Here is a 25,927-nt window from a genome sequence, read left to right on the forward strand (position 1 = left end):
AAACGACTGTCGATTTGATGGTTGTCAGCTTGCCATGCCAAACGGTGATGTAAAAATGAAATATGGGGTGCCAATCATAATTTAGGGGTTATGTTTTGGCACAGGCGACGCCCCTCGGCCAGCCGAGGGTACCGAAATCCCCAGCGCATGACACGACGTTCCCGCACGCGCGCCAGCCCATTGCGATCAACACGGGGGAGCATAGCAAACGACACCGTGGCGGAGCGATCGCGGGTTCGCGGCCGATCTAGATCGGCGGCAGGTTTTCCGGCTGCGCCATGTCGATGAAGACCTGGACGCGCTTGGCTCGCAACTTGCCGGGCTCGTACTTCTTCAGCCATTCGCCCGTTTCATCGAGAAACAGACTGGCTCCGGCCCCCTCGGACGTCCCGACGCGCGCCGCCCTGTCCCGATCAGACTTCTTCTTTGCCGTCGCCTCTCGGACAGAACGGAAATAATAGTGGTTGAACAGGCGGTTGAACTCCGTGAAGTAGATGTCGGCGGCGCGCCGATCGCCACGGATGAGCAGCATGTTTTCGTCGTTGTCGTTGGTCGACGCGTCCGAGAAGTTCGCCGAACCGGTGACGACCATCGGATCCGCGCCAAGGGGATCGGCGAGCAGAAACTTGGAATGCACATAAGCGACGTGAGTGTTGAGCCCGAGCGCCCGCGCATTGGTTTCCCGCGCCCACTGATAGACCGGATCGCGCAGATAGGATCCCCAGGCCTGATAGACGTTTTGTCGCGCCGTGAGCGGAATGAACGGCTTCTTTGCCTTGGCCTTAGGCAGGTCGCGCTTTTCCAGGAGTAGGAAGAGCACCGGATGCACGCCGGACTGGGCGCTGTTGTCGAGAAACGCTTGCTTGAAGCGGTCGTTGATCCCGAAGGCGAGCGTCACGCCGCCATAGGAGCGAGCCTCGTCCAGCGTCTTCACATACATATCGAGGACAGCGCTTCCGGCACGCGGACTGAAGATCGAGGTCACGCCGCCTGGAATATCGGCGGGCGCCTGCGGCACCGCGGCAAGGTCGGCGACCGCCTTGCGAAAGGCTTTTCGCTTTGCCCTACTCGCGGCAGCATTATCGGTCTTTGCCGCACCGGGGTCGCCGGCAAGCAATGTCCAATAGCTTTCGAAAGCCTTGGCGAGATCGGCGTCGCGGACCCAATGCCCGACATTGGTCTGGCCATGCACCCCGCCCATCGAGAGGTTCGTCGAGCCGGTCCAGACCTGCGGCTTTCGGCCCTGATCCTTGGGGAGCAACACCATGAACTTGTTGTGCTGTATGTCGGCGGGATTGTTCTCGCGCCACCGTGCGATCGCCGCCTTCGAAAGCCCTACGGTGCGAACGATCTGCTTGTTTTCCTCGCGCGGAAAGCTCTCGTGGAACTTGCCCTTCTTGTCGGTATAGGCATTTTCCTTCGCGTCGAGCACGAGCCTCACGTCGACGCCGCGCTCGAAGGCAGCCTTCAGCCTTTCCACGACGGGGCGATATCTGAATTCATAGAAGCAGCCGAGCAGCGTGTCCCCCGCTTCCGCCTCGTCGATGAAACGCAGCAGTGCTTCGTCAAGGTCCCGGCTCAGCCACTGCAGCGCCTCGAGCGTCTTTTCGCGCGTTTCCAGCTTGTCCGGCGGCTTGTTTCCGAAACGGCGCCGGTAGGCCTGGCTGCTCGCGACACCGCGGTTGAAGAAGACGTCGTGCGTCTCCTCGCTGAAAAGCGGCTCGGTCTTGATGCCGATCCGGATGGCAGGCGCCGAACGATCGATGTTCTTCGCATGGCCCGTGAGCGGATGGAAGTAATAGTCGTAGCGCCGACCGGGCTTGGCCGTGAAGTCGTCCCAGACGAAACTCTGAACGGGATGGTCGTAGGTCAGGACGACGGTATCCTCGTTGGGATGGGAGATCACCGTCTCGAAGACCTTGAAGCCGTACATGTAGTACCGCTCGCCTTCCGCGGGATCATGCCTCTCGACTGCAAAACCGAGAAGCCCGGTGGTGTCGGCGTTGCGATAGTCGATCGCGAACGAAACCGTATTGACCCCCGACACGGCAAAGACCTTGTACCCGCCAACCGCATCCGAAACGAAATGCATGCCGCCCTCCCGCGTATGGTTGCGACAAGCATACTCGCTCAACTTCAAGGAATTACAACAGCGACAACTAAAAAGGCGCTGGATTGGTACCCCTCGCGCCGCTGTCCGGTGGCAGCGGCAGCGCCTCGAAAACACCGCCACACTTGTTACTCCCGTCGTTCCTCCTGCGGTGTCAAGCTGCTCAGGACTGCAAGGCATCGGCCTTGCGTTGAGAAGCTTTGCTGAAACGAGGAGAAACGGCACCATGACTCAGACAATCGAGAAACGCGACAACGGTCGCGCGGACGCCGAGCCGGCGATGCAGAAGCCGGCGGTGGTTTCACAGCAGGCATGGGAAACGGCCCGGCAGGAAATGCTGGTAAAGGAAAAGGCGCACACTCGCGCCCGCGACGCGCTGGCCGCCGAGCGCCGGCGGATGCCTTGGATGGCCGTGACCAAAACCTACGTGTTCGAGGGCCCCGACGGCAAGGCGAGCCTGCTTGACCTCTTTGCCGGCCGGCGCCAGTTGATCGTCTACCGCGCTTTCTTTGAACCGGGCGTGCACGGCTGGCCCGATCACGGCTGCCGGGGCTGCTCGATGGTCGCCGATCAGGTCGCGCATCTGTCGCACCTCAACGCCCGTGACACGACCCTGGTCTTTGCCTCGCGCGCCCCGCAGGCGGACATTATCAAGCTGAAGGCGCGGATGGGCTGGACCATGCCCTGGTACACCATCACCGACAGCTTCGATGTCGATTTCGACGTGGGCGAGTGGCACGGCCACAATGTTTTCTTCCGCGACGGCGAACAGCTTTTTCGCACCTACCTCGTCAACAGCCGCGGCGACGAACAGATGGGCGGCACCTGGAACTATCTCGACATCACTCCGCTCGGCCGACAGGAGGTGTGGGAGGATTCGCCGGCCGGATATCCGCAGACCCCGACCTACAAGTGGTGGAACTGGAACGACAGCTACGTCGAAGGCGCTGCCCCGGACAAGAGATGGGTCCAAGTATCGGATGCCGGCGAGGCCGCGATGCGCGCTTCCGACACGAGCGCGAAGCCATGAGCATCGGCGCCCGTTCCGGTGAGCGCGACGGGCGGGCGCCCTCCCTCGCCCGTTTGATAGCGGCGGGGTTGGCGCTTGCCGCCGCCCCCACCTTCGCCCTGATGGCCGTTCTTTCGAACATGGGGACCGCCGGGGCCGATCCGATGCTGTGCGGCGTCACCGGACATGCGGCAATCGGCGGGATGACCGCCATGTATCTGCTGATGGGTGCCTTTCACCTTCAGCCCTGGCTGAAACTGATCGACATCAGAAAGAGCTAGCGATCGGTCTTTGCTCTCGGCGCCTGGCAGTTGCCGGCGTCGGGAGCTAAAAAATCATCCAGCGACATGCTATTGTCGCACGGCACGCAAAAGATGTGGAAACGCCGATGGGCATATGTCCCTGAAATCGGCGAGTGGGCATGCTGCCCGAGTCGGAGAAGCAAGTGACTTCTCGGCTTGAAGTACGGAACGGTTCCACTAGGTAGATTTGGCAAGATATCCGGCAATTGAATCGGCCGGAGAGATCAGTCGCTTTCCACCTGTGACCGGATCCGTTCGGAAAATACAGCGAATCAGGAAGTTGACCTTGAGTGTTGCCGCCTCTCAACCGAACCCGACACGTTTCAAGAACCGCCTGTTGCCTTTGGCAGGCGGCCTGCTGCTTTTCGTTACAGCCGCCGCGGCATCGCTCTACTATATGCGTGGAGCGAAAGAGCCTTCGTCGGAGCTCGCAGCTGTCGCCCCGGCTGTGACCGGCGCCGAGATCGACGCCACGATGATGCAGTCGCCGAATTTCCAGATCCTCTTCAGCGACGGCGATCGCGGGCTGATGGTCTACGAGGGTTACGTCTATGTCGTGCGACTCGGCGACAAATTGCCGAATGGCCGCCGCATGATCGGATTCCAGAAACGGGACGGAAACTGGGCTGCGGTGACGCTTTGACGGCTTTCACCGCCTCCGCATTGTGGATTTTAACACTTTGTTAACGCTCGCTTGCAAGGCACGGGGAACCCCCATTTAGCCACGGTTGCCACCCAGGGCGAACTGGCGCAACTCTTTGTTAAAGAGTCGTGAATCAGTGCTTTGGATGGTGCAGAATGATTAACAAGAAGCTACAGGATGAGCTGGTCGAGCTCGACGAAAGCCCTGCGTTCGAAGGCCGTTCCGTCATGAGCGAACGCGCAGTTCAGGGCATTCCGCTCGCAATCGAAGCGGTCATCGGGCGCGCCAAGCTGACGGTGTCGCAGATCTCGAAACTCCATCAGGACGACACGATCCATCTCGATCGCAACTTCGGCGAACCGGTGGAGCTAAAGGTCAACGGCATGGTCATCGGCCGCGGCGAGATCGTCTTCGATGAAGCCACCAACGCCATCGGCATCAAGATTATCGAAATCTCCCCGATCGGCGCCCAATAGGCTCCGAGGCGTAAGGCCGCTCGTCGTCAGCGGAACTTGGCTTCGACAGCCAGCAAGGCTATGTCGGTAGTTCAACGACACGATCCGGTACGGGAGGAGCCTCATATGCTGATCGATGGAAAAGTCTTTATCGTTACCGGTGGCGGGTCGGGTCTGGGGGCGGCCGTCGCGCGGCGGCTGCACGGCTCGGGCGCCCGCGTGGTCCTTGCCGACGTCAACGCCGCAGCCGGCCAGCAGATGGCCGAGGAGCTTGGCAGCAACGCGCTTTTCCAGAAGACGGATGTCACCAGCGAGGCGGATGGCGCCGCCGCAGTGTCAGCGGCCCTCGACCGCTTCGGACATCTGCACGGCTTGGTGAACTGTGCCGGCATCGCGCCGGGGGAAAAGGTGCTCGGCCGCGACGGTCCGCACCGGCTCGACAGCTTTTCGCGCGCGGTCGCGATCAACCTCGTCGGCACCTTCAACATGCTGCGGCTCGCCTCCGAAGCGATCCAGCGCGAAGAGCCCGGCGAAGATGGTGAGCGCGGGGTGATCGTCAACACCGCCTCGGTTGCCGCCTTCGACGGACAGATCGGCCAGGCGGCCTATGCCGCTTCTAAGGGCGGCGTCGTCTCGATGACGCTGCCGATTGCCCGCGAACTCGCGCGCTACGGTATCCGCGTCGTCGCCATTGCACCTGGAATCTTCGAAACGCCGATGATGTCCGGCATGCCGCAAGAAGTGCAGGATTCGCTCGGAAAGAGCGTGCCCTTCCCGCAGCGCCTCGGCAAACCGGACGAATTCGCGGCACTCGTCCAGCACATCTGCGAAAACCGCATGCTGAACGGCGAGGTCATCCGCCTCGACGGCGCCCTGCGCATGGGCGCCCGCTGACACGATTGGAGTTGGCGGCGCCCGTCGACGGGCGTGCGCCAGGCCGTTGTCCTGACAGGATCAGGCGGCCCGAGCGGCCGGCTTGACCACATAGGCACACCGTCGCGCGCCGGCCAGGATATGCTCGGCGCGCTCGACTTCGACGCCGGGGCCGAGCACCGCGCGGAACACGCTCAGTTCTGCCCGACAAAAGCCCTGGCAGCTGGTCGCGGCAGCGCAGATCGGACAATGGTTCTCGACGAACAGCAGCGTACCGTCGCCCGGATCCTCGCAAGCCGCCATATAACCTTCCTGCGACCGCAGTCGAACGAGCACGTCGACCCGTTCGCGCAGGCTCTCCTTCTCCACCATCGCCGCACGATAGTTCTGACGGGTCTCGTCCTCGCGGGCGGCGATCAGCCGGTCGATCGCCTCATCGCCAAGCGTCTGCCGGATGGTGCGCAAGAGCTGAACGGTCAGCTCCGCATGCGTATCGGGAAACTCCGCATGGCCGGCAGCCGTCAGCCCCCAGAACTGCGACGGACGACCGACACCTTTTGCCTCGGACCATGACATGGCCAGCCCGTCCTCGGCGAGACGCACGAGCTGCTGGCGCACGGCCTCTCCGGTGATCGCCAGGCGTTTGCCGAGCGCTGCCGCGGTCTGCGGCCCGTGTAGCTTCAGGGCCAGCATGATGCGTTCGCCCGGGGTGCGGCCGGCGCTTTGCTTTGGATTTAACAAGTGATCGCTTGACATATTCCCGCGCGCATATTTACAAAGAATTGTCTTGCTAAATACACTCTCCTACGTTCGCAGACAAGTGATCCGAGAGTGCCCCGCCCGCAAAGGATTTGACCATGGCCTTCGAACTTCCCGCCCTTCCCTACGCCGCCACAGCACTCTCGGACAACGGCATGAGCGCCGAGACGATCGAGTTTCACCACGGCAAGCATCACCAGGCCTATGTCACGGCACTGAATGGCTTCGTCGACAAGGATGCCTCGCTCGCCGGCCTGTCGCTGGAAGAGATCATTCGACTCAGCCACGGCAAGGCGGAACTGGCCCCGGTCTTCAACAATGCCGGCCAGCACTGGAACCACATCCTGTTCTGGAACAACCTTTCGCCGAAGGGCGGCCAGATCCCGGGCGTGCTTGAAAAGAAGATCACCGAAGATTTCGGCAGCGTCGCCGCCTTCAAGGATGCCTTCAAGGCCGCCGCCACCGGCCAGTTCGGTTCGGGCTGGGCCTGGCTGGTACTCGGCCAGGACGGCAAGTTGAAAGTGACGAAGACCGCCAATGGCTCCAACCCGGTTGCCACCAACGAGGGCAAGGCGCTGCTCGGCCTCGATGTCTGGGAACACGCCTATTACATCGACTACCGCAATCGTCGCCCGGACTACACCTCGAACTTCCTCGACAAGCTTGCCAACTACGAGTTTGCCGAAGCGGAACTGAAGTCCGCCTGACCGATTGAAACGCGGCGCGGACTGGAGAACGTTCGCGCGCCGATCGGTCGAAGAGTTGCAGCAGCCGCTCGCCCCCGCCTGAGCTCAGGCTTCTGCAAATCCCGTGGCGTCTCCCCGCCGCCACGGGCTATTTCATCTTGGAAGAAGCCCCATGCGCCAGACACCTCCGCCCTCCCTTGCCATCGACGCCCATGCGGCCCTCGCCGTGTCGAAACCGGAGTTCGCCGACACCCTGTCGCATCTCGCCGCAACCGTCTGCGTGGCGAGCGCCGGCAAGGGTGCCGACAGTCTTGGCCGGACGGTGACGGCCACCTTCTCGCTCTCCGCCAACCCGCCCTCGATCGTCGTTTCGATCAAGGCGGACAGTCCGCTTGCCGCGCTGATCGCCGCCGAGCGGGGGTTTTCGCTTGCCATGCTGGCTGAGGGCCAGGAACTGATCGCAGATGCCTTTGCCGGCAAGATCGAAGCGTCGAAGCGCTATCTCGTCGGCATCTGGGCTGAGTGGCCGAGCGGACGGCCAAGGCTGCTCGGCGCGGCTGCCACGCTCGACTGCCTGCTCAGCGCTTCGGTCGAGGTGGGCGACCATATGCTGTTCGTGGGAACAATTGTCGCAACCGAGACATCTGCCCATGCCGACCCCTTGATCTGGGGCCGTCGCCGGTATCAGTCTCTCGACAGGACGAGATCGCTGCCGACGCTGGCGAGCAATGGGCATGCGCCCCTTACCCCAAGCAAGCCTGCGGCCTGAACCGGCGATCGCGGAGGAAGAAGCCATGCGGCAAGTGCTCGAAAAGCTCTTACAGGACGGCAAGGACGACGCCCTTTTACGCTTCACACTCGGCAGCATCTGCCTCCAGGAAGCGGATCTCGAAACCGCCTTGGCCCATGTCGAGCGGGCGCTCGCCTTCGATCCGGACTATTCGGCAGCATGGAAGCTGCGCGGCGCGATCCTCCTCAAGCTCGGCCGCCACCAGGAGGCAATTCAGGTCTGGCGCGAAGGCCGTACGGTCGCCGAGCGGAAGGGCGATCTGCAGGCAGCAAAGGAAATCGGCGTCTTCCTGAAGCGCCTGGAGCGCCAGTGTCTCGCCGCCAACGGAAACGAATAGCCGGCCGGCAAAGGGACGCCAGGCCCGGCAGAGTTACCGAGCCCGGAAGTATCGCGATACCGTCAACTCACTTGAAGACCGAAGGCAGCCAGAGCGACAGCGCCGGTATGTAGGTCACCGCCATCAGCACGGCGATGCTGGCGCCGAAGAACGGCCAGATCGTGCGCATCGCCTCGCGAATGCTGATCCCTCCGACGGCACAGCCGACAAACAGCACCGTTCCGACCGGCGGCGTGTTGAGGCCGATGCCGGCGTTCAGGATCATCACCACCCCGAAGTGCACGGGATCGATGCCGAAGGCCTTGACCACGGGCAGCAGCACCGGCGTGCAGATGATCACCATCGGCGCCATGTCCATGAAGGTGCCGAGGATCAGAAGGATGATGTTGATGACGAGCAGCACGATGATCGGGTTTTCCGAGATCGCGCCGATGGCGCTGATCATCAATGCCTGTACCTGCAGGAAGGCCATCAGCCAGCCGAAGGACGCCGCCATGCCGATGACGAGCAGCACCATCGCTGTCGTGCGCACCGCCCCCATGACCGCCTCGACGAAACCCGACCAGTCGAGTTCGCGATAGACCAACATGGCAACGAGGAAGGCATAGAGCACGGCGATGCACGAGCTTTCCGTGGCGGTGAAGACGCCGGAGCGCACGCCGCCGAAGATGATGCCGATCAGCACGATGCCGGGGAACGAGGCGAGCAGGTAGTAGAAGACCTTGGCAAAGCCCGGAAACGGTTCGGACGGGTAGCCCCGGCGCCTGGCAACGACATAGGCCGTCACCATCAGCGCGAGCGCGAGCAAGAGCCCCGGGATGATGCCGGCGGTGAAGAGATCGGCGACCGAGACATTGCCGCCGGCGGCGATCGAATAGAGGATCATGTTGTGCGACGGCGGAACCATCAGCGCGATGATCGCCGCATTGACCGTGACGTTGACGGCATAGTCGCGGTCATAGCCGCGCTTGGCCATCTGCGGGATCATCAGGCCGCCGACCGCGGAGGCGTCGGCAACGGCCGATCCAGAAATGCCGCCGAAAAGCGTCGAGGCAACGATGTTGACCTGGCCGAGTCCGCCGCGCAGGTGGCCGACGAGCCCGGCGGCAAACTGGATCAGCCGGTTGGCGATGCCGCCGCGCACCATCAGGTCGCCAGCGAAGATGAAGAACGGGATCGCCATCATGGCAAAGACGTTCATGCCCGAATTCAGCTGCTGGAACACCACCACCGGCGGCAGGCCGAGATAGAGCACGGTCGCGAACGAAGCGATGCCGAGGCAGAAGGCGATCGGCATGCCGATGAGCATCAGCAGGGTAAAGACCCCGAAGAGGATAGTGTAAGCCATTCAGGCCATCTCCTGCACGACGACATCCGCCGCGAGTTCGACACCGAGAAACTGGTCGAGAAAGCGCTCCGCCGCAAAAAGGGCGATCATGGCGCCGCCGACGATGAGCGGGAAAAAGTCGACGCCGCCGGGCCATCCGAGAACCGGAATGGTCGCCGTCCAGGTGCCGGCCGAAAGGAGCAGGCCGTAGTAGGCCATCGCCAACCCGAAGACGACGATCAGCCCGAGGCTCGCCAGATCCATGGCCAGCTGCACCGACGGCTTCATCACGTGTCGGACGACATCAAGGCCGAGATGCACGCTTTCCCGCACGCCGACGGCAGCGCCGAGCATGATGAACCAGGCCATGAGATGGAGAGCCAAGGGCTCCGACCAGCTCGGCGAGTCGTTCAGGATATAGCGGGCAAAGACCTGCCAGCCGACGATCAGGGTCATCGCGACCATGCCGATGCCGGCGATGTAGAGCGAAGCGCGGCTCAGCGCGCCTAGAAGCGGACGTATCGTCCGCATGAAACGACGCATGTGTCTTCCTCCTCCGCAAAGGCGATCCGGTGAACGGTAGCGAAAGCCGGCCCCGATCCCGGAGCCGGCCTCACCGCTGTCACTTGACGGCCTTCACCCTTTCGAGAAGGTCTTTCAGCTTCGGATCGCTGACGAACTGGTCGTAGACCGGCCCCATGGCGGCCGCGAACTCCTCCTTGTTGACCTTGATCACGTTCGCACCGGCAGCGCGAACCTTCTCCTCGGACGCCTTTTCGCGCGCGCTCCAAAGCTCGCGCATCTTGCCGACGCTGTCCTTGGCCGCCTGGCGGAGCAGTGTCTGGTCTTCAGGGGAAAGCTTGTCCCAGCTCATCTTGGAAATGACGAGGATTTCCGGATTGAGGGAGTGCTCGGTCAGCGAGTAATTCTTGGCCACCTCGAAATGGCGGGCGGATTCGTAGGATGGCCAGTTGTTTTCGGCACCATCGACGACGCCCGTCTCGAGCGAGGAATAGACTTCGCCCATCGGCATCGGCGTCGGGTTGGCGCCGAAGGCCTGCATCATCGCGATCCAGAGATCGGATTGCTGCACGCGGATCTTCAGGCCTTTCAGGTCAGCCAGTTTCTCGATCGGCTTCTTGGTCGTGTAGAAGGAGCGCGCGCCGCTATCGTAGAAGGCAAGGCCGATCAGGCCGTGCGGCTCGAAGGCTGCCAGGATCTCGTCGCCGATCGGGCCATCCACCGTCTTGTGCATGTGTTCCGTCGAGCGGAACAGGAACGGCATGCCGAGAACCATCGTCTCCTTGACGAGGTTGTTGAAGGGTGCTGCGTTGACGCGGTTCATGTCGATGACGCCGAAGCGGGTCTGCTCGATCGTGTCCTTTTCGCCGCCGAGCACGCCGTTGTTCATGACCTCGATCTTGATGCGGCCGTTGGTGCGCTCGGAGAGCAATTGCCCCATGTACTTGACCGCATCGACGGTCGGGTAGCCATCCGGATGGATGTCTGCCGAACGCAGGGTGATTTCCTGCGCCTGCGCCGCTGTGCCGGCAAACGCCAGCCCCATGGCGACGCAAAGCATGCTTGCAATTTTCTTCATGTTTTCCTCCTCTAGTCGTGCTTCGGCCTCTCCCAAGACCGAGTTGCTGCCCATCCGGGCCGGTATGCGAAATCTCCAAGTTGTGGGTTCCACGGGCGCCTCCCAGCACCCGCGGCAACTACACCGCGGCGAAGGCCGGCAGCTTGAACAGGCGTTCAGGGTTCTCGACGAGGGCCAGATGCCTGGTCCGTTCGTCGGCAAGCCAGCCGAGCACCAGGTCGGTCAGCCGGGCATCGTCGGGATAATCTTCCGTCTTGCGGATCATGTTGTGCGGCCAGTTGGAGCCCCAGACGATGCGCTCCGGCGCATGCGCGGCAATCTTCCTGGAGACGGCGGCCACATCCTCATAGGGCCACCCGTCGCGCGAACTCTCGTAGACGCCGGCGAACTTGAACCAGACATTACCGCGATCGATCAGCGTCAAGAGAGCCGCAATCTCCGGCCCATTCGGATCGACACCGGCGAAGAACTTGCCGTGATGATCGAACACCCAGCGCGAGCGGATGCGCGCCAGCCGCGGCAGATGGTCGAGCAACTTGTTGCCGTCGAACTGCACCGCGATCATCCAGTCCGCGGCATATGCCCGCGCATCGACAGCTTCCAACACATCGAGCCCCACCGCCCCACCAGGCAGATCCATGATACGGGCACCGACAACGCCCGCTTCGCTAAGCGCGCCGATGTCCGCCTCGGACGTGGTTTCGTCGATCACGGCGACGCCGCGCGCGACATCGCCCATTTCGGCGAGGCAAGCGAGCAGATTGGCGTTGTCCTTCTGATGGGCGTTGCCCTGGGTGATGATCACCCGGTCGATGCCGAGCCAGTCCATGACCTGGCGGTAGGCCGCAGCATCCGGCAACGGCTCGACCGGCAGAGGCGGACCGCCGGCAAGCGACGGAAACCCCGGCAGATACATGTGCATCTGCGCGTCGACCGTGCCCGTCGGCAGGCGCGGTTCAGGCGGGCGGCCGGTGAAGGTTCGCTCGATCATTGTGCGCTCTCGGGCATCTTGAACTGGGCGAGTGCGTCGCGGTCGATCTCGATGCCAAGGCCGGGCGCGTCGGGAATGGCAACGACACCGCCCTCCGCCTCGATCGGCGTCTTCAGCACCGCCTGGCGGAACGGGTTTTCCGTCCGGTCGAACTCCAGGATCGGCTCGATCGGGTTGACGCGGACCGGATCGGGCGTCATCGCCGCCATGAACTGCAGTGCGGCGGCGATATGCACGCCGGTGCCCCAGACATGCGGCACGATGCGCACGCCGTGCAGCGTCGCAAGGCTTGCGATCTTCGCCATCTCCGAGAACCCGCCGCAGCCGCAAAGATCCGGCTGCAGGATATCGACCGCGCGGCTCTCGATTGCCGGCCACATGCCGTAGCGGCTATGCCAGGTCTCACCACCGGCAACCGGGATCGGCTGCCCGGCACGCACTTCGCGATAGGCGGAAAGCTGCTCCGGCACGACCGGTTCCTCGAACCAGTCGATGTCGTAGTCGGCCGCCCCCTTGCCAAGCCGGATCGCCTCGGTGACGGTGTAGCCGTGGTTGGCGTCGATCATCAGCCGCATCTCGTCGCCGATCGCCTCGCGCACCGCCCGGATGACCCGCAGGTCTTCCTCGATGCCGAAGCCGATCTTGATCTTGCAGGCGTGGAAGCCTTGCGCCCGGCGTTCCGCCATCTCCAGCGCATTGTCGGAGACCCGGTCGACGCCGTCGCGCTTGAAGCTGCCGGTCGCGTAGGCCCGCACGCTCTCGCGCCAGCGCCCGCCGATGAGCATCGAGACGGAGGCACGATAGTGTTTGCCCTTGATGTCCCAGAGCGCGATGTCGATGCCGGAAAGCGCGGTGATCGCAAGTCCGCGCTGGCCTTGATCGCGCAGCGCATTGTAGAGGATCGCCCAGAGCTTTTCGGTCTGGCGCGGATCCTGGCCGATCAGCCAGGGCGTATAGGCGGCAACCACCGCCGCATTGGGCCGCGCCGGGCCGAGGCACTCACCCCAACCGATCGTGCCGTCGTCGCATTCGATCTCGACCAGCACATGGGCGCGACGGTCAAAACGCATGGAGGCGCTTTCGAACGGCACGGCCAGTCGATGTTCGAGAAGATGGGTACGGACGGCGACGATCTTCATGGGCTATCCTCGCAATACGCTCATTTCCGACGCTTGTTCGCACCGATGAGCGCGTCGAGCATGGCGACTTCCTCCTCGGTCAGGTCTTTCAGCGGCGCACGCACCGGACCGGCATCAAAACCCTGCAGCCGCACGCCGGCCTTGATCGCCGACACCGCATAGCCCTTGGCGCGGTTGCGGATCGCCATGAACGGATAGAAGAACTCGTTGAGGATGCGCTCGCAGGTGGCGCGCTCGCCGGCGCGAAGGGCTGAATAGAATTCGTTGGCAAGGCCCGGCACGAAGTTGAAGACGGCCGAGGAATAGGTGGTGAAGCCGGCACCGAGATAGGCCTCGGCAAACAGTTCCGCCGTCGGCATGCCGCCGAGATACATCAGCCGGTCGCCCATCTTGGCGGTGACCTGGCGCACCAGCCCGATATCGCCGGTGCCATCCTTGAAGCCGATCAGGTTCGGGCATTCGTCGCAGAGCCGGGCAAGCGTATCGGCCTGCAGCACCGCATTGTCGCGGTTATAGACCATGACGCCGATGCCGACCGACTGGCAGATCGTCTTCACATGGGCATAAAGCCCTTCCTGCGGCGCATCGATCAGGTAGTGCGGCAGAAGCAGGATGCCGTCGGCGCCGACGCGCTCGACCGAGCGGGCGATGTCGACCGCCATCTCGGTGCCATAGCCGCAGCCCGATACGATCGCCGTGTCGCCGGCAACATCCTTGGCCGCCCGGACGATACCGGGGATCTCGTCCGGCTTCAGCGAAAAGAATTCGCCGGTGCCGCCGGCGGCAAACAGCACCGGCGCCTTGTAGCCGGCCAGCCACTCGACATGCGCCCGGTAGCTGTCGGGCGCAAAACAACCCTCCGCATCGAAATGCGTCACCGGGAACGAAAGCAGGCCCGATCCAAGTGCGGCCTTGATTTGCTCAGGGGTCATTTCGTGCGGGCCCTCCCTCAAACTCGACAAGACCTACTAAGCAAGTCATCACACGCATGTCAATATGTCATAATACAAGTCATCATATGAGATATCGAGATTTCCCTCGACCGCTGACCGGAGAAGATCTTGGCCTGACGCCCAAAGCCGCGCGACTCTCAAACGAACGAGCGAACACCTACCCCGATGAACGTTGCAATATAGATATATTATATGTTAGCGGTCATCATATGACATGCAGGTTAGCACTCGCCGATAGCGTTGGCGCCGGCATGAGGGAGGACAGGCGATGGAACGACTTCTGATCACCGGCGCAGCGGGCCAGTTGGGCCGCGTCATGCGCCAAATGCTGGCCCCGATGGCAAGGACGATCCGCCTGTCAGACCGCGCACCGCTCGATCCGCCGGGTGAAAACGAGGAATGCGTTCAGTGCGACCTGGCAGACCGCGGCGCCGTCGACGAGCTTGTCGCCGGCTGTGACGCGATCGTGCATCTGGGCGGTATCTCGGTCGAGCGCCCCTTCTCGGAAATCCTCGACGGCAACATTCTCGGCCTCTACAATCTCTATGAGGCGGCGCGCGCCCACAACAAGCCGCGCATCCTCTTTGCCAGCACCAACCACACGATCGGCTACTACCCGCAAGGCGAACGGCTCGGCCCGAACGCGCCCTACCGGCCCGACGGGCTCTACGGCGTATCGAAGTGCTTCGGCGAAGCGCTGGCGCGCATGTATTTCGAGAAGTTCGGCCAGGAGACTGCCCTGGTCCGCATCGGCTCCTGCCTGCCCGAGCCCGTCAACTACCGCATGCTCTCCACCTGGCTTTCCCATCAAGACTTCGTGTCGCTCGTCGAGGCCGTCTTCCGTGTGCCGGTTCTCGGTTGCCCGGTCATCTGGGGCGCATCGGCCAACGACGCCGGCTGGTGGGACAATTCGCATGTTTCCTGGCTCGGCTGGCGCCCGAAGGACAATGCCGAGGTGTTCCGTCAGAAGATCGCTGAAAACACCCCCAAACCGCAGCCAGGGGATAGTCTCGTGCGTTATCAGGGCGGCGCCTTCGTCGATGATCCGATTTATTGAGATATCGCCCCTGGTTCCGGCGCATTGCAGCCAGCCATGGATTGCGCCCTCGATCGGCAATGGCGTATCCAGACACACAACATCCAAGTCGCAGAAACGGCCAAACCCATGAGCAACGTCACCGCCCCCGACACACCCGCCCCTCAAGGCAAGACGCTGGTGGCCAAGGTGACGGACGCCCTCAGCGGCCAGATTGGCACCGGGCATTACAAGCCGGGGGACCGCCTGCCTTCGGAAGCGCAACTGACCCAGGAATTCGGTGTGAGCCGCACTGTCGTGCGCGAAGCGATCGCGGCGCTGCGCTCCGGCGGGCTTGTCGAGGCGCGGCACGGTATCGGTGTCTTCGTGCTGGAGCCTGCGCCTTCGACCCCGCTGCCGTTCCACGGCATCGATCTTGCGCGCGTCTCTTCGCTGATCGAAATGCTGGAACTGAGGACCGCCGTCGAGGGCGATGCCGCAGCGCTTGCCGCCCTTCGCCGCTCACCGGCCCAGGAAGAAAAGATCGCCGAAGCCTTCGACAGCTTCTGTGCCAGTGCAGCGGAGGGACGGCCAACGGCGGAGGCCGATTTCAACTTCCATCTGGCAATCGCCCAGGCGACCAACAACCCGCGCTTCAGCGAGTTCCTCCAGATGCTGGGCACGGCGCTCATCCCCCGACGCGCGGTTTCAGAGAGCGGCGAGGAAACCGTTCTGGCGTCGGCTGAACTGTCGCGATTGATCGCGGAACACGAGGCCATCCTCATCGCCATCCAGGATGGAGACGAAGACGGGGCACGCAGCGCCATGCGCCAGCACTTGAAAAACAGCCAGGTACGCTATCGCTCGATGTTGCGCGCGGCCCGCTGAAGGAACCGGCCGCGAGCCCGCTCAGGCGCGGCCGAGCCTGCGTATATTGCCTGCGAGTTCGCCAGCCAGACGAAGCGCCGCCGCCGTCGCACCGGCCATCTGCGGCATGAGCAGCCATTCCAGCGTCCAGGCGGCGCCGGAGCGTTCCTGCTCGTGGACCAGCGCATGGTGCATGCCGGAAAGCTGGGTTGCGTTGAACCGCGCGAGCGCCACCAGAACCTCTGCTGCCACCGGGTTCTGCTTGTGCGGCATGGCCGACGAGCCACCGCCGCCCGCAAGTTCGATCTCGTCGCCCTGCTGCGCCATCAAGGCGACGTCCTGACCAAACTTGCCGAGGCTGCCTGTGATCAGTGACAGCGCATTGGCGAAATCCGCCACCTCCGAGCGCTGGCTATGCCATTGCGGAAAGTCGGCAAGGTCGAGCTCCTCGGCAAGCGTCGCGCGCACGTCGTCTGCGCGGTCCCCGAGCTTCTCCAGCGTGCCGGCGGCACCGCCGAACTGAACGGCGAAGAGATCGCGGTCCATGGCTTCCAGCCGGTCCTTGTGATCGAGCAGCGGCTCGATCCAGCTGCGCAGCCGGTCCGACACGGTGATCGGGATCGCCGCCTGCATGCGGGTGCGCCCCATAAGGATGCGCTCGCCCCATTCGTTGTCGCACTCCTCGAGCACCGTGACGATGCTGCCGAGCCGGACGGCGAAAAGCTCGGCGACCGCCTTCATCCGCAGCATCAGGCTGGTGTCGATGACATCCTGGCTAGTGGCGCCATAATGCACATGGTCCGCCGCCTCGCCGCCGACGATCGCCCGCAACTGCCGCACGAGTTCCGGAACCACCACCCCATCGGCCGCCACCGCCCGCCGCAGCGCACTGACATCGGGCGAAAAGGCACGGCAGGCCTCGGTGATCCGGTCGGCAGCCTTGGCCGGGATGATGCCGTGCACGGCCTCGGCCCGCGCGAGCGCCGCCTCGAAGGCGAGCATCGCATGGATATCGGCGGAGGCCGAGAACTCGGCGGCAACCGCCTCATCCCCCAGCACCCCGGAGAGATAAGGGTGGTCGAAGGCGGAATAGGTCATGATTTCCCCGTTTCTGGTCGCGGTTGCGGCTCGCCGAACGAAATGCCACCTGCTGCCCGAAGCGCCAACCGTGCGGCACTCCGTGTCCAGGCGTGACATTCCTGTTCAGATGTCGAGGAAGACGGTTTCCTTCTCACCCTGCAGGTGAATGTCGAAGACATAATTAGGCGCCGTTCCGGTCGCGACAAGCGTGGCGACGCGATGGCGATGCTCGATGCGCGTAAGCAGCGGGTCGGCGGCGTTGGCTTCCGCCTCGTCCGGGAAGTACATGCGGGTGTGAAGCCCCACATTGATGCCGCGCGCCACGATCCAGAAGGTGATGTGCGGTGCCATCTGCCGGTCGTGGCTGTAGGGAACCTGCCCAGGCTTGATCGTCTCGAAGGAAAAGACCCCGTCGTCGGCACCGGTTGAACAGCGCCCCCAGCCGTTGAAGTTGGCGTCCGCAGAACCGCGTATCTCGGTCGGCGAATTGTAGAGCCCGGCGGCGTCCGCCTGCCAGATCTCCACGAGCGCGTCCTTCAGCGGCGCGCCGGCGCCGTCGATCACCCGTCCGGTGACGGTGATGCGCTCGCCACGCGTCTCGCCGTTCACCATCCGCGATCCGAGGTCGGCCTCGTAGACGCCGCCAATGCCGCAGAAGTTCGGGGTGAGGCCAATATGCACATAGGGACCGGCCGTCTGCGAGGGCGTCTCCTTGAGGTAGCCGAGTTGCTGAACCATCAGTTGCCCTCCAGCCGGTTCTCGAACAGTGTCGAGCGGCGTCCCCGCAGCACGATATCGAACTTGTAGGCCCGTGCGTCGAAGGGAATGGTGTTTGCCCAGTCGAGCGGGGCGATCAATTGTTCGACCGCCTGGCGGTCCGGGATGGTGTTGACGATCGGACACTTCCAGATCATCGGATCGCCCTCGAAGTACATCTGGGTGATCAGCCGCTGCGCGAAGCCGTGGCCGAAGACCGAGAAATGGATATGCGCCGGGCGCCAGTCGTTGACGCCGTTCGGCCAGGGATAGGGACCGGGCTTGATCGTGCGGAAAGCATAGCCCCCCTCCGCATCGGTGATCGTGCGGCCGCAACCGCCGAAATTCGGATCGAGCGGCGCGAGATAGCTTTCCTTCTTGTGGCGATAGCGGCCGCCGGCATTGGCCTGCCAGAATTCGAGCAGCGCCCCGGGCACGGCGCGGCCGCGCTCGTCGAGCACCCGGCCATGCACGATGATGCGCTCGCCAATGGCGCTCTCGCCCGGCTTGGCAAAGTTGTGGATGAGGTCGTTGTCGAGTTCGCCGATGATCGAGTGCCCGAAGACCGGGCCGGTGATTTCCGAAATCGTGCCGTCGAGCGAAAGCAGCGCCTTCTGCGGCGAGCGCAGCACCGAGGTCTTGTAGCCCGGCGTCAGCGCCGGCGCATGCCATGCACGGTCGCGCGCGAAAAAGGCGCCCGTCTCCGGCTTTCCTTTGGTTCTGTCGGACATCGCTTCCTCCCGTCAGGCCGCCGTGCCGGCATCGATCTCGGCAAACACCTGCTTGGCGATCTTGATCGCGTGATTGGCCGCCGGCACGCCGGCATAGATTGCCACGTGCAGCAACGCCTCGCAGATATCCTCGCGGGTCGCGCCGGTGTTGGCGGTCGCCCGCACATGCATGGCGACCTCGTCGTCCTGGCCAAGGGCTGCGAGCAACGCGATCGTCACGATCGAGCGCTCGCGCTTCGTCCAGGTTGGCCGCGACCAGACATGCCCCCACGCCGCTTCGGTAATCAGTTCCTGGAAGGGGCGGTCGAATTCGGTGGAAACCGACTGCGTCCGATCCACGTGATTGTCGCCGAGCACCGCTCGGCGTGTGGCCATGCCCTGGCGATAGCGGTCGGAGGGCGCAGAAGCATCACTCATGGGTCCTGTCTCCATGCATTGCAATTTCGAAGAAGGCGCGAAGCACCGCAGTCAAAGCTTCCGGGTTTTCGACGCAGGGAATGTGACCGGCATCGCGGATGACTTCGTAGTGTGCGCCGGGAATGAGGCGGGCGGTGGCCAGCACCACATCCGGCGGCGTCGAGCCGTCCTGATCGCCGACGACGCAAAGCGTCGGCACGGCGATGCGCGCAGCCGCCTCGGTATAGTCGGCATCACGGATGGCGGCACAGGTGGCGACATAACCGGTCACCGGCTGACGGACGAGCATGTTGCGGTAGCCGGAAAGGGCAGTGTTTTCCGGGCGGCGAAAGGCCGGCGTGAACCAGCGCTCGAGCACGCTGTCGGCAATCGCCTCGATGCCCTTTTCCTCGACCGCTGCGATGCGCGCCGCCCAGCTCTCGGCCGTACCGATCTTGTGCGCCGTGTCGCAGAGGACGAGCGCCCGCACCAGATCCGGCCGCCGCTGGTAGAGCGACTGCGCAATCAGGCCGCCGACCGAAAGGCCGCAGACGATCGCCTGTTTGACCGAGAGCATGTCGAGCAGGCCGGCCAGGTCGTTGGCATGATCCTCGATCGCGTAAGGGGCCGGGCCGATATCCGAGAGACCGTGGCCGCGCTTGTCGTAGAGAACGATGGCGTAATCGCCGGCCAGCCGGACGATGACGTCGCGCCAGATGCGAAAATCCGTGCCGAGCGAATTGGCGAAAACCAGCACCGGCCGGTCGCCGGTGGCGCCGATCACCTGATAGTGGATCGTGATGTCGTTGATGCGGGCAAACTGCACGGGCTCTCTCCTCCGCCACCAAATTGGATATTTAATCTGGTTAGGTAAAATGATATTTCATGGCATTTCATTAACTTGAGGGTTATGAATTCCATGATCGACGCCCGGGTCAAGTTTCGCCATCTGCAGACATTTGTCGAGGTCTCCCGGCAGAAGAGCGTGATGAAGGCGGCCGAGCTGCTGCATGTCAGCCAGCCGGCCGTGACCAAGACGATCCGCGAACTCGAAGAGGTGCTGGGCGTCGCCGTCTTCGAGCGCGACGGGCGCGGCATCAAGATAACCCGCTATGGCGAGGTCTTCCTGCGCCACGCCGGTGCGGCGCTGACGGCGCTTCGCCAGGGGCTCGATTCCGTCTCGCAGGAACGGTCCGGCGACGGCGTTCCGGTCAGGATCGGCGCGCTGCCGACGGTCTCCACGCGGATCATGCCCCACGCCATGACGCTGTTTCTCAAGGAGGAGACTGGCGCCCGCATCAAGATCGTCACCGGCGAGAACGCAGTCCTCCTCGAGCAGCTGCGCGTCGGCGATCTCGATCTGGTCGTCGGGCGGCTTGCAGCACCGGAAAAGATGACCGGCTTTTCCTTCGAACATCTCTATTCGGAACAGGTGGTCTTTGCCGTCAGGGCCGGGCATCCGCTGCTTGCCGGTGCGCATTCGACGTTCGCGCGGCTTGCGGATTTCCCGGTGCTGATGCCGACGCGCGCCTCGATCATCCGTCCCTTCGTCGAGCGCTTCCTGATCACCAACGGCATCGCCAGTCTGCCGAACCAGATCGAGACGGTGTCGGACGCCTTCGGCCGCGCCTTCGTGCGGGCGAGCGATGCGATCTGGATCATTTCCGCCGGCGTCGTCGCCGCCGATATCGACGACGGCACGATCGCAATCCTGCCGATCGACACCAGCGAAACGAAAGGTCCAGTGGGCCTGACCATGCGCGCCGACGCAGCGCCCACGCTCGCCCTGTCGCTTCTGATGCAGACCATTCGCGAGGCGGCGACGGCAGTCTCGGCCAAGCTCTAGGCGCGGGATCTACCGGCGCTGCGCGGCAGGCGACGGCGAACCCGTCGCCTATCGATCGAACCGGCCGACCACACGCTGGCCGTTATCTCGCAACGGCAACCGCTCCCACGTTCATAATCCGGCTGCTGCTTAACAGACCGGCCGCCTGCACCAGCGGATAGCCGGCGGCTGCGATATCGGAATTGATCCGGTGGAGGTCGCGCACCAGATCGATGAAGAGGGCATTGTCTCTCGCACCAGCCGCCGTCTCCACATGCTCGCCGCCGAGATGCCGCCGGACGATTTCGTCTTCGAGTTCGCGAAAACGGTCCTTTTGAGCCGCGAGCCGCGATGCGGCCGCAACATCCCTGGACGAGAGAGCCGCCGGCAGCAGTCTCAGCGACGCAACGATCACTTCGGAGAGCGCCTCGATCGCCGCGCGCTGGCTCGCCGAAAGCTGGATGTCCTGTTTTATCTTTGCCCGAATGCGATCGGCGAGGCTCAGCTTGATGACGTCGCCCGCATGTTCGAGATTGCTCGCAAACAACATGATCTCATGGGCCCGGCTCGTCTCTCCGGCCGGCAAGCCGTCCTGTGTCAATTGCCCGAGATAGGCGTGCACCGAGGCCATGTAGTTGCCGAGCCGCGCATCCACGGGCAACAGTTCCTTCAGATTTTCGAGCCTGCCGGCCTGCAGCGACGTCAGCGCCATCCGGAACATGCGCTCCAGCAATTCGCTCATGCGGATCGTTTCGGTCGTCGCATTGCTGAGCGCGATTGCCGGCGTCTCCAGCGACATGCTGTCGAGATAACGCGGGGACGCCAGGGGATCGGCGGCGCTCGGCGCCTGTGGAACCAACCGCTCCACAAGGCTGACGACGAAGGATGACAGCGGCAGGAACACGGCGGCAACAAGCAGGTTGAAGGCAACGTGAAGGCCGACGGCGACGTGCAACGGATCCGTGGGCAGACGACCGGCAATGTCCACGATCTGCCGCGCGAGGGGCAGCAGCGACACGGCCAGGAGGCCGCGGCAGAAAAGATTGGCGATCGGCAGTTTGCGGGCGGATGGCGGTTGGTCGAGCGTGGCGCTGACCGCCGGAAGGCCGCCGCCGAAATTGATCCCGAGGATGAGCGGGACGGCGCCGGCGACTTCGAGGCTGCCGTTCATCAGCAGCGAAGCGACGAGCAGGATGACGGCAAGCGTCGAATGAAACAGCCAGGCGAGCATCGCCCCGACGAGAAAACCCAGCACCGGTTCCGTTGCAACCGCTTGCAGGACGTCGTGGAAAAGCGTGGCTTCGCGAAGTGGCGCGGTCGCCGACACGATTACCTTCAGGGCCATCAGCATCAGGCCGAGGCCCATCAGGATGCGGCCGGCGTTTCGCGGCCGGAATTCGCCGGACACGCTGAATGCGACATAGCCGGTCAGGAGAAACAGCGGAGCGAGCACGCCCGCCAGCGACGAGCCGGAGGCAAAGAGGCCGGAGACGAGCGCCGAGCCGATATCCGCCCCGAGCAGCACCGCAAGCCCGGTCTGGGCCGAGATTGCACCGGCACCCGCGAGCCCGGCAACGATCAGCGCCATCGCCGTGGCGCTGCCGAGCACGGCGGTCGCAAGAACCCCGCCACCGAAGGCGGTCAGCCGGTTCGACAGGCGCTCTTCGACAAAGCGCTGCAGCCGGTCGCCCCAGCCGCGCATGACGCCGGTACGCACCATGCGAACGCCCCACAGAAGCAACGCCACACCACCCAGAAGTTCCAGGATAGCCAATGTTCCGGAGTTCATCTCATGCCCCTCGCCGCAAGTCTCAGTCGGCGACGAAATCGTCGGGTGCGACAGATCCGATGTTGTAGCCCTCGAGCTGCGCAGCCATGCTGCCGCGCCGCGGGAAATGCAGGATGGTCGCCGTCCCCGGCGTCACCGGAACGACGCGTGAGGGCGGAAGGTCGAGGAACTCGTGGCAGGCCGCGCGCACGACGCCGCCATGGGCAACGACGAGCAGGTCCCCTTCGGTGCGGGACATCCAGTCGTGCACGCCTTCGGCCACACGGCCGCGAAAGGCGCCCCAGGTTTCGCCGTTGGCCGGCGTGAAGGTGCCGGCGCGCCAGGCGGCATATTCCTCCGGCCGTTCGGCGATCAGGTCCGGCTTGCGCCGCCCCGTCCATTCGCCCATGTCCAGCTCACGGAAGCGCTCGTCGGTCGGTGCGTCCGGGTGACCGATCAGCGCGACCGTCTGCCGGGTGCGGCCGAGGTCCGAGGCGATGATGCGAACCGGCTTCAACGCCTTGGCGTAGGGGCGAAAACGCCTGACCTGCGCGACCCCCCGCTCGGACAGAAGCGAGTTGTCCTGTCCCTGAAGGCGTTGTTCGGCGTTCCACTGGGTCTCGCCGTGGCGCATGAGGATGAGCCTCATTGTTGGATCCTTTCTCCGGTGGCGGCGAAAACCGCATCGGGTGTGCGAATGAAGGAAAGGGGGATCGGCTCCCCCGGCGTGGCGGTGAAGTAGCTGTCGGCCATCGCAGTGATGCGCAGGTCGCCGACCATGGCGGTCACCATGGTTCGGCCCGCGATCGGGGCCGCTTCGGCAAACCGGGCCGTAAGCGACGGCGCTCCGGCGACCGCGCCGACGCTCACGTCTTCGGCGCGGTAGAGCAATTGCGCATCGTCGCGGCCGGCGGCCAGGGAAGCCGGCGCGAGCACCATATCGCCGAAGACGAGACCGTCGCCGGCGCGGTGCACCGGTATAAGGTTTGCCGGCGGCGTGCCGAGGAAGGTCGCAACGAACGTAGTCTGCGGGTTGCGCAGGAGATCGATCGGTTTGCCGAACTGTTCGACGCGACCGTTGTTGAGCACGGCGACATGGGTCGCCATGGTCATCGCCTCGACCTGGTCGTGGGTGACGTAAACCGATGTCGCCCCGGTCGCCCGGTGAATGCGCATCAGTTCGCTGCGCATCTCGATACGCAGCTTGGCATCGAGGTTCGACAGCGGCTCGTCGAACAGGAGGATGCTCGGTTGCGGCGCGATCGTGCGGGCGATCGCCACGCGCTGCTGCTGGCCGCCGGAGATCTCGGCTGGATACCGTTCGGCCAGCATGTCGATGCCGAGAAGCGCAAGCACTTCCCGCACACGCTGCTCGCGCTTGTCGCGCGGCCATCTGGCGACCTTCAGCGGCCAGGCGATATTGCCGGCGACCGTCATGTGCGGCCAGAGCGCATAGCTCTGGAACACGAGCCCGGCGTTGCGCTTGCCGGCGTCGGCAATGACGCCGCCCGCGCCGCTCGACACGGTCTGCCCGACGAAGGCGATTTCGCCCTCGCTCGGGCTTTCAAGCCCGGCCAGCATGCGCAGAAGGGTCGACTTGCCGCAGCCGGAGGGGCCGACGAGCACGAGGAAGGACCCCGCTGGTACCGAGATGTTGACGTCCTTGACGGCGGTAAAGGCGCCGAAGCGTTTGACGAGACTGCGGATCTTGATGGCGTCCGCGGTGCCGGTTGCTAAGGCATTCATGGTGCTTTCCATTTCTGGACACGGTTCTGCAGGCTGTGGGCCACGAAGGAGGCAGCCAGGCAGACGACGAGGATGACGAGGGTGATGGCATTGGCGAACTGCATGAAGCCTTCCGCGGCATAGCGATAGGCGACCATGCTGAGCACCGGCGAGGTGGCGGTGAACAGCAGCACGACCAGCGAGAGGTCCCGCACCATCTTGACGAAGACAAGGATCGCGCCGGCAAAGAGGCCCCGGATCGCGAGCGGAAAGATGATCGCGAACAGACGACGGATCAGTCCCGCACCCGTCAGCCGGGCGCTTTCCTCGATGTCTGCCGAGATCTGGCCGAGAACCGAGCGTCCCGACTGCACGGCAAAGGGCAGATTGTGCGCCGATGCGGCAATGACCAGCAGCGCGAAGGTGCCGTAGAGCGAAGGCAGCGGCCCGATCGGCGCGCCGAAGAGCGCGATATAGGCGGCGGCAAAGGCGATGCTCGGCACCAGAAGCGGCAGGAAGGCGAGCTGGCTCAGCAGCGTCGCAAGCAGGCTGCCGCGGCGCTGCACGATGGTATAGGCGAGCGCGAGACCGAGCAGCATCGTGGTGAAGGCGACGACGAGCCCAAGACGGATCGTGTTCCAGATGGCGTCGATCAGCACCGGATTGCGGAAGATGCCCGCCTGCCCCTGCGCCATCTCGCCGCCGCCTTCGCCGATCCAGAAATGCAGCGTCCAATTGGAGAACAGCGCACCGCTTTGCGGAGCCAGGCTCGATGCGGCCAGCACGAGAACCGGCAGCACCGTGGTCAGAAACCCGATGACGACGGCGATGGCAAAGAGCGGCCAGCGCCAGGCGCCGAGCGGGAAGCGCTTGGTGCGCCCACCTTTGCCCGTCACGGTGATGAAGGCCTTGCGACCGGAGACGATGCGATCGGAGAGCCACAGGAACAGCGCCGAGACCGCGATGAGCAGCAGCGCAAGCACGAAGCCGCGTTCGTTCTGGCCCGTCTCGATCATGCCGAAGAGGCGGGTGGAAAGCGTCTGCATGCGTACCGGCAGGCCGAGCAAAGCGGGTGCCGCGAAATTGGCGACAGCCCCGGCGAAAGTCAGCGATGCGGCCGCAATCAGCGCCGGCGTGACGACCGGCAGGATGATGCCGAAAAAGATGCGCGGACGCTTGGCGCCGGCCATCTGGCCTGCCTCGACGAGATCGGCGCCGACCGAACTCAAGGCTGCGGCGATGATCGTATAGGCGAGCGAATAATAGTGCGCGATCAGCACGATCGCCGTCGGGATCAGGCCCCAGGCGAGCCAGTCGGGAATGGCAAGACCGCTGGTCTCGAAGAAGCCGGCCGAACCGCCGAGACGCGAATTGCGAAACAACGTGCCCCAGGCAAGGGCTGCGGCGAAGCTCGGGATCATGTAGGGCAGCGACGCCATCAGGCCGAGGAAACGGCGGCCCGGGACGTCCGTCAGCACCACCAGCCAGGCAAGGAAGCCGCCGATGAGCAGGCAGCCGGCGCCGACGCTGAAGCCGAGGATCATGGTGTTGAGAAGCGGTCGCCACCAGAGATTGGCCGAGAGCGGGCTGGCAAGCACCGCCTTCCAGGCCGCGATGCCCTCGGGCGTCAGCGTCGTGAAGAGGATGCGCAAGAGCGGAGCGACGACCAGGATCGCGACGATGGCGACGAGAAGTGCCGGCAAGAGGAAGCCCGATCGGAGCAGCCGGCTGCCCGATGGTGCGGATATCGATAGGGATGTCATGTCAGGGCCTCGGCGTCTGTCGGCACG

Annotated in this window: 28 protein-coding genes; 11 read left to right on the top strand and 17 right to left on the bottom strand. The window is 64.0% G+C overall.

All coding sequences use genetic code 11. The features are described 5' to 3' along the window. Positions 1–247: 247 nt before the first annotated feature. The gene (locus tag OKW20_RS07550) at positions 248–2,092 is read right to left on the bottom strand and encodes a phospholipase D-like domain-containing protein (protein ID WP_429171238.1); all 1,845 of its coding nucleotides are present in this window, start codon (positions 2,090–2,092) and stop codon (positions 248–250) included. Positions 2,093–2,336: 244 nt separating this feature from the next. Here OKW20_RS07550 and OKW20_RS07555 point away from each other — a divergent pair, with 244 nt between their 5' ends. The 5 genes from OKW20_RS07555 (at position 2,337) to OKW20_RS07575 (ending at position 5,413) form a co-directional block, all read left to right on the top strand. Then, positions 2,337–3,140: a DUF899 domain-containing protein gene (locus tag OKW20_RS07555; protein ID WP_429171239.1), complete on the top strand. Its 804-nt coding sequence runs from the start codon at positions 2,337–2,339 to the stop codon at positions 3,138–3,140. Further along, the gene (locus tag OKW20_RS07560) at positions 3,137–3,400 is read left to right on the top strand and encodes a hypothetical protein (RefSeq protein ID WP_429119324.1); all 264 of its coding nucleotides are present in this window, start codon (positions 3,137–3,139) and stop codon (positions 3,398–3,400) included. The genes OKW20_RS07555 and OKW20_RS07560 overlap by 4 nt, the downstream gene beginning before the upstream one ends. A 307-nt stretch (positions 3,401–3,707) precedes the next feature. Beyond that, complete coding sequence (locus tag OKW20_RS07565; RefSeq protein WP_429171241.1) at positions 3,708–4,064, top strand: hypothetical protein; 357 nt, start codon at positions 3,708–3,710, stop codon at positions 4,062–4,064. A 155-nt stretch (positions 4,065–4,219) separates the two neighbouring features. Continuing rightward, the gene (locus OKW20_RS07570; protein ID WP_051659531.1) at positions 4,220–4,540 is read left to right on the top strand and encodes a FliM/FliN family flagellar motor switch protein; all 321 of its coding nucleotides are present in this window, start codon (positions 4,220–4,222) and stop codon (positions 4,538–4,540) included. Between the two features lie 105 nt (positions 4,541–4,645). After that, positions 4,646–5,413: a 3-hydroxyacyl-CoA dehydrogenase gene (locus OKW20_RS07575; RefSeq protein WP_429171243.1), complete on the top strand. Its 768-nt coding sequence runs from the start codon at positions 4,646–4,648 to the stop codon at positions 5,411–5,413. 60 nt (positions 5,414–5,473) lie between these two features. Here the strand turns inward: OKW20_RS07575 and OKW20_RS07580 are convergent, their stop codons facing one another. After that, positions 5,474–6,085: a helix-turn-helix transcriptional regulator gene (locus tag OKW20_RS07580; RefSeq protein WP_429171245.1), complete on the bottom strand. Its 612-nt coding sequence runs from the start codon at positions 6,083–6,085 to the stop codon at positions 5,474–5,476. A 164-nt stretch (positions 6,086–6,249) separates the two neighbouring features. On the opposite strand from OKW20_RS07580, the gene OKW20_RS07585 reads away from it, so the two are divergent. From OKW20_RS07585 to OKW20_RS07595, 3 genes are all read left to right on the top strand, one after another. Continuing rightward, complete coding sequence (locus OKW20_RS07585) at positions 6,250–6,858, top strand: superoxide dismutase (protein WP_429171247.1); 609 nt, start codon at positions 6,250–6,252, stop codon at positions 6,856–6,858. Between the two features lie 151 nt (positions 6,859–7,009). Beyond that, positions 7,010–7,606: a flavin reductase family protein gene (locus OKW20_RS07590; protein WP_429171249.1), complete on the top strand. Its 597-nt coding sequence runs from the start codon at positions 7,010–7,012 to the stop codon at positions 7,604–7,606. Positions 7,607–7,631: 25 nt separating this feature from the next. Next, positions 7,632–7,964 (top strand): tetratricopeptide repeat protein, encoded by a 333-nt coding sequence (locus tag OKW20_RS07595; protein WP_429171251.1) that lies wholly within the window; start codon positions 7,632–7,634, stop codon positions 7,962–7,964. 67 nt (positions 7,965–8,031) lie between these two features. Here the strand turns inward: OKW20_RS07595 and OKW20_RS07600 are convergent, their stop codons facing one another. From OKW20_RS07600 to kdgD, 6 genes are all read right to left on the bottom strand, one after another. Further along, positions 8,032–9,312: a TRAP transporter large permease gene (locus tag OKW20_RS07600; protein WP_429171253.1), complete on the bottom strand. Its 1,281-nt coding sequence runs from the start codon at positions 9,310–9,312 to the stop codon at positions 8,032–8,034. Then, positions 9,313–9,834, bottom strand: coding sequence for a TRAP transporter small permease (locus tag OKW20_RS07605; protein WP_429171255.1), 522 nt, complete (start codon positions 9,832–9,834; stop codon positions 9,313–9,315). A 79-nt stretch (positions 9,835–9,913) separates the two neighbouring features. Further along, positions 9,914–10,891 (bottom strand): TRAP transporter substrate-binding protein, encoded by a 978-nt coding sequence (locus tag OKW20_RS07610; RefSeq protein WP_043614729.1) that lies wholly within the window; start codon positions 10,889–10,891, stop codon positions 9,914–9,916. 118 nt (positions 10,892–11,009) lie between these two features. Continuing rightward, complete coding sequence (locus tag OKW20_RS07615) at positions 11,010–11,882, bottom strand: amidohydrolase family protein (RefSeq protein ID WP_429171257.1); 873 nt, start codon at positions 11,880–11,882, stop codon at positions 11,010–11,012. After that, complete coding sequence (locus OKW20_RS07620) at positions 11,879–13,021, bottom strand: mandelate racemase/muconate lactonizing enzyme family protein (RefSeq protein ID WP_429171259.1); 1,143 nt, start codon at positions 13,019–13,021, stop codon at positions 11,879–11,881. Before OKW20_RS07620 ends, OKW20_RS07615 begins: the two co-directional genes overlap by 4 nt. Before the next feature lie 20 nt (positions 13,022–13,041). After that, complete coding sequence (gene kdgD, locus OKW20_RS07625; RefSeq protein ID WP_429171260.1) at positions 13,042–13,953, bottom strand: 5-dehydro-4-deoxyglucarate dehydratase; 912 nt, start codon at positions 13,951–13,953, stop codon at positions 13,042–13,044. 289 nt (positions 13,954–14,242) lie between these two features. Between kdgD and OKW20_RS07630 the strand changes: the two genes are divergently transcribed. Both OKW20_RS07630 and OKW20_RS07635 read left to right on the top strand, forming a co-directional pair. Beyond that, positions 14,243–15,031, top strand: coding sequence for an NAD-dependent epimerase/dehydratase family protein (locus tag OKW20_RS07630; RefSeq protein WP_429171262.1), 789 nt, complete (start codon positions 14,243–14,245; stop codon positions 15,029–15,031). Positions 15,032–15,139: 108 nt separating this feature from the next. Then, the gene (locus OKW20_RS07635; protein ID WP_043614941.1) at positions 15,140–15,877 is read left to right on the top strand and encodes a FadR/GntR family transcriptional regulator; all 738 of its coding nucleotides are present in this window, start codon (positions 15,140–15,142) and stop codon (positions 15,875–15,877) included. 21 nt (positions 15,878–15,898) lie between these two features. Here OKW20_RS07635 and OKW20_RS07640 read toward each other — a convergent pair whose 3' ends face one another. From OKW20_RS07640 to pcaD, 5 genes are all read right to left on the bottom strand, one after another. Further along, positions 15,899–16,954: a 3-carboxy-cis,cis-muconate cycloisomerase gene (locus OKW20_RS07640; RefSeq protein WP_429171264.1), complete on the bottom strand. Its 1,056-nt coding sequence runs from the start codon at positions 16,952–16,954 to the stop codon at positions 15,899–15,901. A gap of 105 nt (positions 16,955–17,059) precedes the next feature. Next, positions 17,060–17,674, bottom strand: a complete 615-nt coding sequence (pcaG, locus tag OKW20_RS07645) for a protocatechuate 3,4-dioxygenase subunit alpha (protein WP_429171266.1) — start codon at positions 17,672–17,674, stop codon at positions 17,060–17,062. Then, positions 17,674–18,423: a protocatechuate 3,4-dioxygenase subunit beta gene (gene pcaH, locus OKW20_RS07650; protein WP_429119337.1), complete on the bottom strand. Its 750-nt coding sequence runs from the start codon at positions 18,421–18,423 to the stop codon at positions 17,674–17,676. Before pcaH ends, pcaG begins: the two co-directional genes overlap by 1 nt. Positions 18,424–18,435: 12 nt before the next feature. Beyond that, positions 18,436–18,840, bottom strand: coding sequence for a 4-carboxymuconolactone decarboxylase (pcaC, locus tag OKW20_RS07655; protein ID WP_034801802.1), 405 nt, complete (start codon positions 18,838–18,840; stop codon positions 18,436–18,438). Beyond that, a complete protein-coding gene (gene pcaD, locus OKW20_RS07660; RefSeq protein ID WP_429171268.1) occupies positions 18,833–19,645 on the bottom strand; it encodes a 3-oxoadipate enol-lactonase in 813 nt (270 codons plus the stop codon). Before pcaD ends, pcaC begins: the two co-directional genes overlap by 8 nt. A 93-nt stretch (positions 19,646–19,738) precedes the next feature. Here pcaD and pcaQ point away from each other — a divergent pair, with 93 nt between their 5' ends. Continuing rightward, on the top strand, positions 19,739–20,665 hold the full coding sequence (pcaQ, locus tag OKW20_RS07665; RefSeq protein ID WP_429171270.1) for a pca operon transcription factor PcaQ: 927 nt from the start codon (positions 19,739–19,741) through the stop codon (positions 20,663–20,665). 82 nt (positions 20,666–20,747) lie between these two features. Here pcaQ and OKW20_RS07670 read toward each other — a convergent pair whose 3' ends face one another. The 4 genes from OKW20_RS07670 to OKW20_RS07685 are packed head-to-tail and all read right to left on the bottom strand — an operon-like array spanning position 20,748 to position 25,900. Next, positions 20,748–22,433, bottom strand: a complete 1,686-nt coding sequence (locus OKW20_RS07670) for a Na/Pi cotransporter family protein (RefSeq protein ID WP_429171272.1) — start codon at positions 22,431–22,433, stop codon at positions 20,748–20,750. Positions 22,434–22,455: 22 nt separating this feature from the next. Then, complete coding sequence (locus OKW20_RS07675; RefSeq protein WP_077963034.1) at positions 22,456–23,061, bottom strand: histidine phosphatase family protein; 606 nt, start codon at positions 23,059–23,061, stop codon at positions 22,456–22,458. Next, entirely contained in the window at positions 23,058–24,158 is a 1,101-nt protein-coding gene (locus OKW20_RS07680) for an ABC transporter ATP-binding protein (RefSeq protein WP_429119341.1), read from the bottom strand. The genes OKW20_RS07675 and OKW20_RS07680 overlap by 4 nt, the downstream gene beginning before the upstream one ends. Beyond that, positions 24,155–25,900: an ABC transporter permease gene (locus OKW20_RS07685; RefSeq protein ID WP_429171274.1), complete on the bottom strand. Its 1,746-nt coding sequence runs from the start codon at positions 25,898–25,900 to the stop codon at positions 24,155–24,157. Before OKW20_RS07685 ends, OKW20_RS07680 begins: the two co-directional genes overlap by 4 nt. Between the last annotated feature and the right edge of the window lie 27 nt (positions 25,901–25,927).

This window comes from Ensifer sp. LBL (assembly GCF_050435225.1).
Classification (GTDB): domain Bacteria; phylum Pseudomonadota; class Alphaproteobacteria; order Rhizobiales; family Rhizobiaceae; genus Ensifer.

Bases quoted from the DNA above. Each gene is read 5' to 3' on its own strand.
- OKW20_RS07635 (WP_043614941.1), top strand. From the start codon at position 15,140: ATGAGCAACGTCACCGCCCCCGACACACCCGCCCCTCAAGGCAAGACG.
- OKW20_RS07605 (WP_429171255.1), bottom strand. From the start codon at position 9,834: ATGCGTCGTTTCATGCGGACGATACGTCCGCTTCTAGGCGCGCTGAGC.
- OKW20_RS07550 (WP_429171238.1), bottom strand. From the start codon at position 2,092: ATGCATTTCGTTTCGGATGCGGTTGGCGGGTACAAGGTCTTTGCCGTG.
- OKW20_RS07570 (WP_051659531.1), top strand. From the start codon at position 4,220: ATGATTAACAAGAAGCTACAGGATGAGCTGGTCGAGCTCGACGAAAGC.
- kdgD (WP_429171260.1), bottom strand. From the start codon at position 13,953: ATGACCCCTGAGCAAATCAAGGCCGCACTTGGATCGGGCCTGCTTTCG.
- OKW20_RS07575 (WP_429171243.1), top strand. From the start codon at position 4,646: ATGCTGATCGATGGAAAAGTCTTTATCGTTACCGGTGGCGGGTCGGGT.
- OKW20_RS07630 (WP_429171262.1), top strand. From the start codon at position 14,243: ATGGAACGACTTCTGATCACCGGCGCAGCGGGCCAGTTGGGCCGCGTC.
- OKW20_RS07590 (WP_429171249.1), top strand. From the start codon at position 7,010: ATGCGCCAGACACCTCCGCCCTCCCTTGCCATCGACGCCCATGCGGCC.
- OKW20_RS07620 (WP_429171259.1), bottom strand. From the start codon at position 13,021: ATGAAGATCGTCGCCGTCCGTACCCATCTTCTCGAACATCGACTGGCC.
- OKW20_RS07580 (WP_429171245.1), bottom strand. From the start codon at position 6,085: ATGCTGGCCCTGAAGCTACACGGGCCGCAGACCGCGGCAGCGCTCGGC.
- OKW20_RS07685 (WP_429171274.1), bottom strand. From the start codon at position 25,900: ATGACATCCCTATCGATATCCGCACCATCGGGCAGCCGGCTGCTCCGA.
- pcaH (WP_429119337.1), bottom strand. From the start codon at position 18,423: ATGTCCGACAGAACCAAAGGAAAGCCGGAGACGGGCGCCTTTTTCGCG.
- pcaQ (WP_429171270.1), top strand. From the start codon at position 19,739: ATGATCGACGCCCGGGTCAAGTTTCGCCATCTGCAGACATTTGTCGAG.
- OKW20_RS07595 (WP_429171251.1), top strand. From the start codon at position 7,632: ATGCGGCAAGTGCTCGAAAAGCTCTTACAGGACGGCAAGGACGACGCC.
- OKW20_RS07615 (WP_429171257.1), bottom strand. From the start codon at position 11,882: ATGATCGAGCGAACCTTCACCGGCCGCCCGCCTGAACCGCGCCTGCCG.
- pcaC (WP_034801802.1), bottom strand. From the start codon at position 18,840: ATGAGTGATGCTTCTGCGCCCTCCGACCGCTATCGCCAGGGCATGGCC.
- OKW20_RS07675 (WP_077963034.1), bottom strand. From the start codon at position 23,061: ATGAGGCTCATCCTCATGCGCCACGGCGAGACCCAGTGGAACGCCGAA.
- pcaG (WP_429171266.1), bottom strand. From the start codon at position 17,674: ATGGTTCAGCAACTCGGCTACCTCAAGGAGACGCCCTCGCAGACGGCC.
- OKW20_RS07555 (WP_429171239.1), top strand. From the start codon at position 2,337: ATGACTCAGACAATCGAGAAACGCGACAACGGTCGCGCGGACGCCGAG.
- OKW20_RS07610 (WP_043614729.1), bottom strand. From the start codon at position 10,891: ATGAAGAAAATTGCAAGCATGCTTTGCGTCGCCATGGGGCTGGCGTTT.
- OKW20_RS07680 (WP_429119341.1), bottom strand. From the start codon at position 24,158: ATGAATGCCTTAGCAACCGGCACCGCGGACGCCATCAAGATCCGCAGT.
- OKW20_RS07600 (WP_429171253.1), bottom strand. From the start codon at position 9,312: ATGGCTTACACTATCCTCTTCGGGGTCTTTACCCTGCTGATGCTCATC.
- OKW20_RS07640 (WP_429171264.1), bottom strand. From the start codon at position 16,954: ATGACCTATTCCGCCTTCGACCACCCTTATCTCTCCGGGGTGCTGGGG.
- OKW20_RS07670 (WP_429171272.1), bottom strand. From the start codon at position 22,433: ATGAACTCCGGAACATTGGCTATCCTGGAACTTCTGGGTGGTGTGGCG.
- OKW20_RS07560 (WP_429119324.1), top strand. From the start codon at position 3,137: ATGAGCATCGGCGCCCGTTCCGGTGAGCGCGACGGGCGGGCGCCCTCC.
- OKW20_RS07585 (WP_429171247.1), top strand. From the start codon at position 6,250: ATGGCCTTCGAACTTCCCGCCCTTCCCTACGCCGCCACAGCACTCTCG.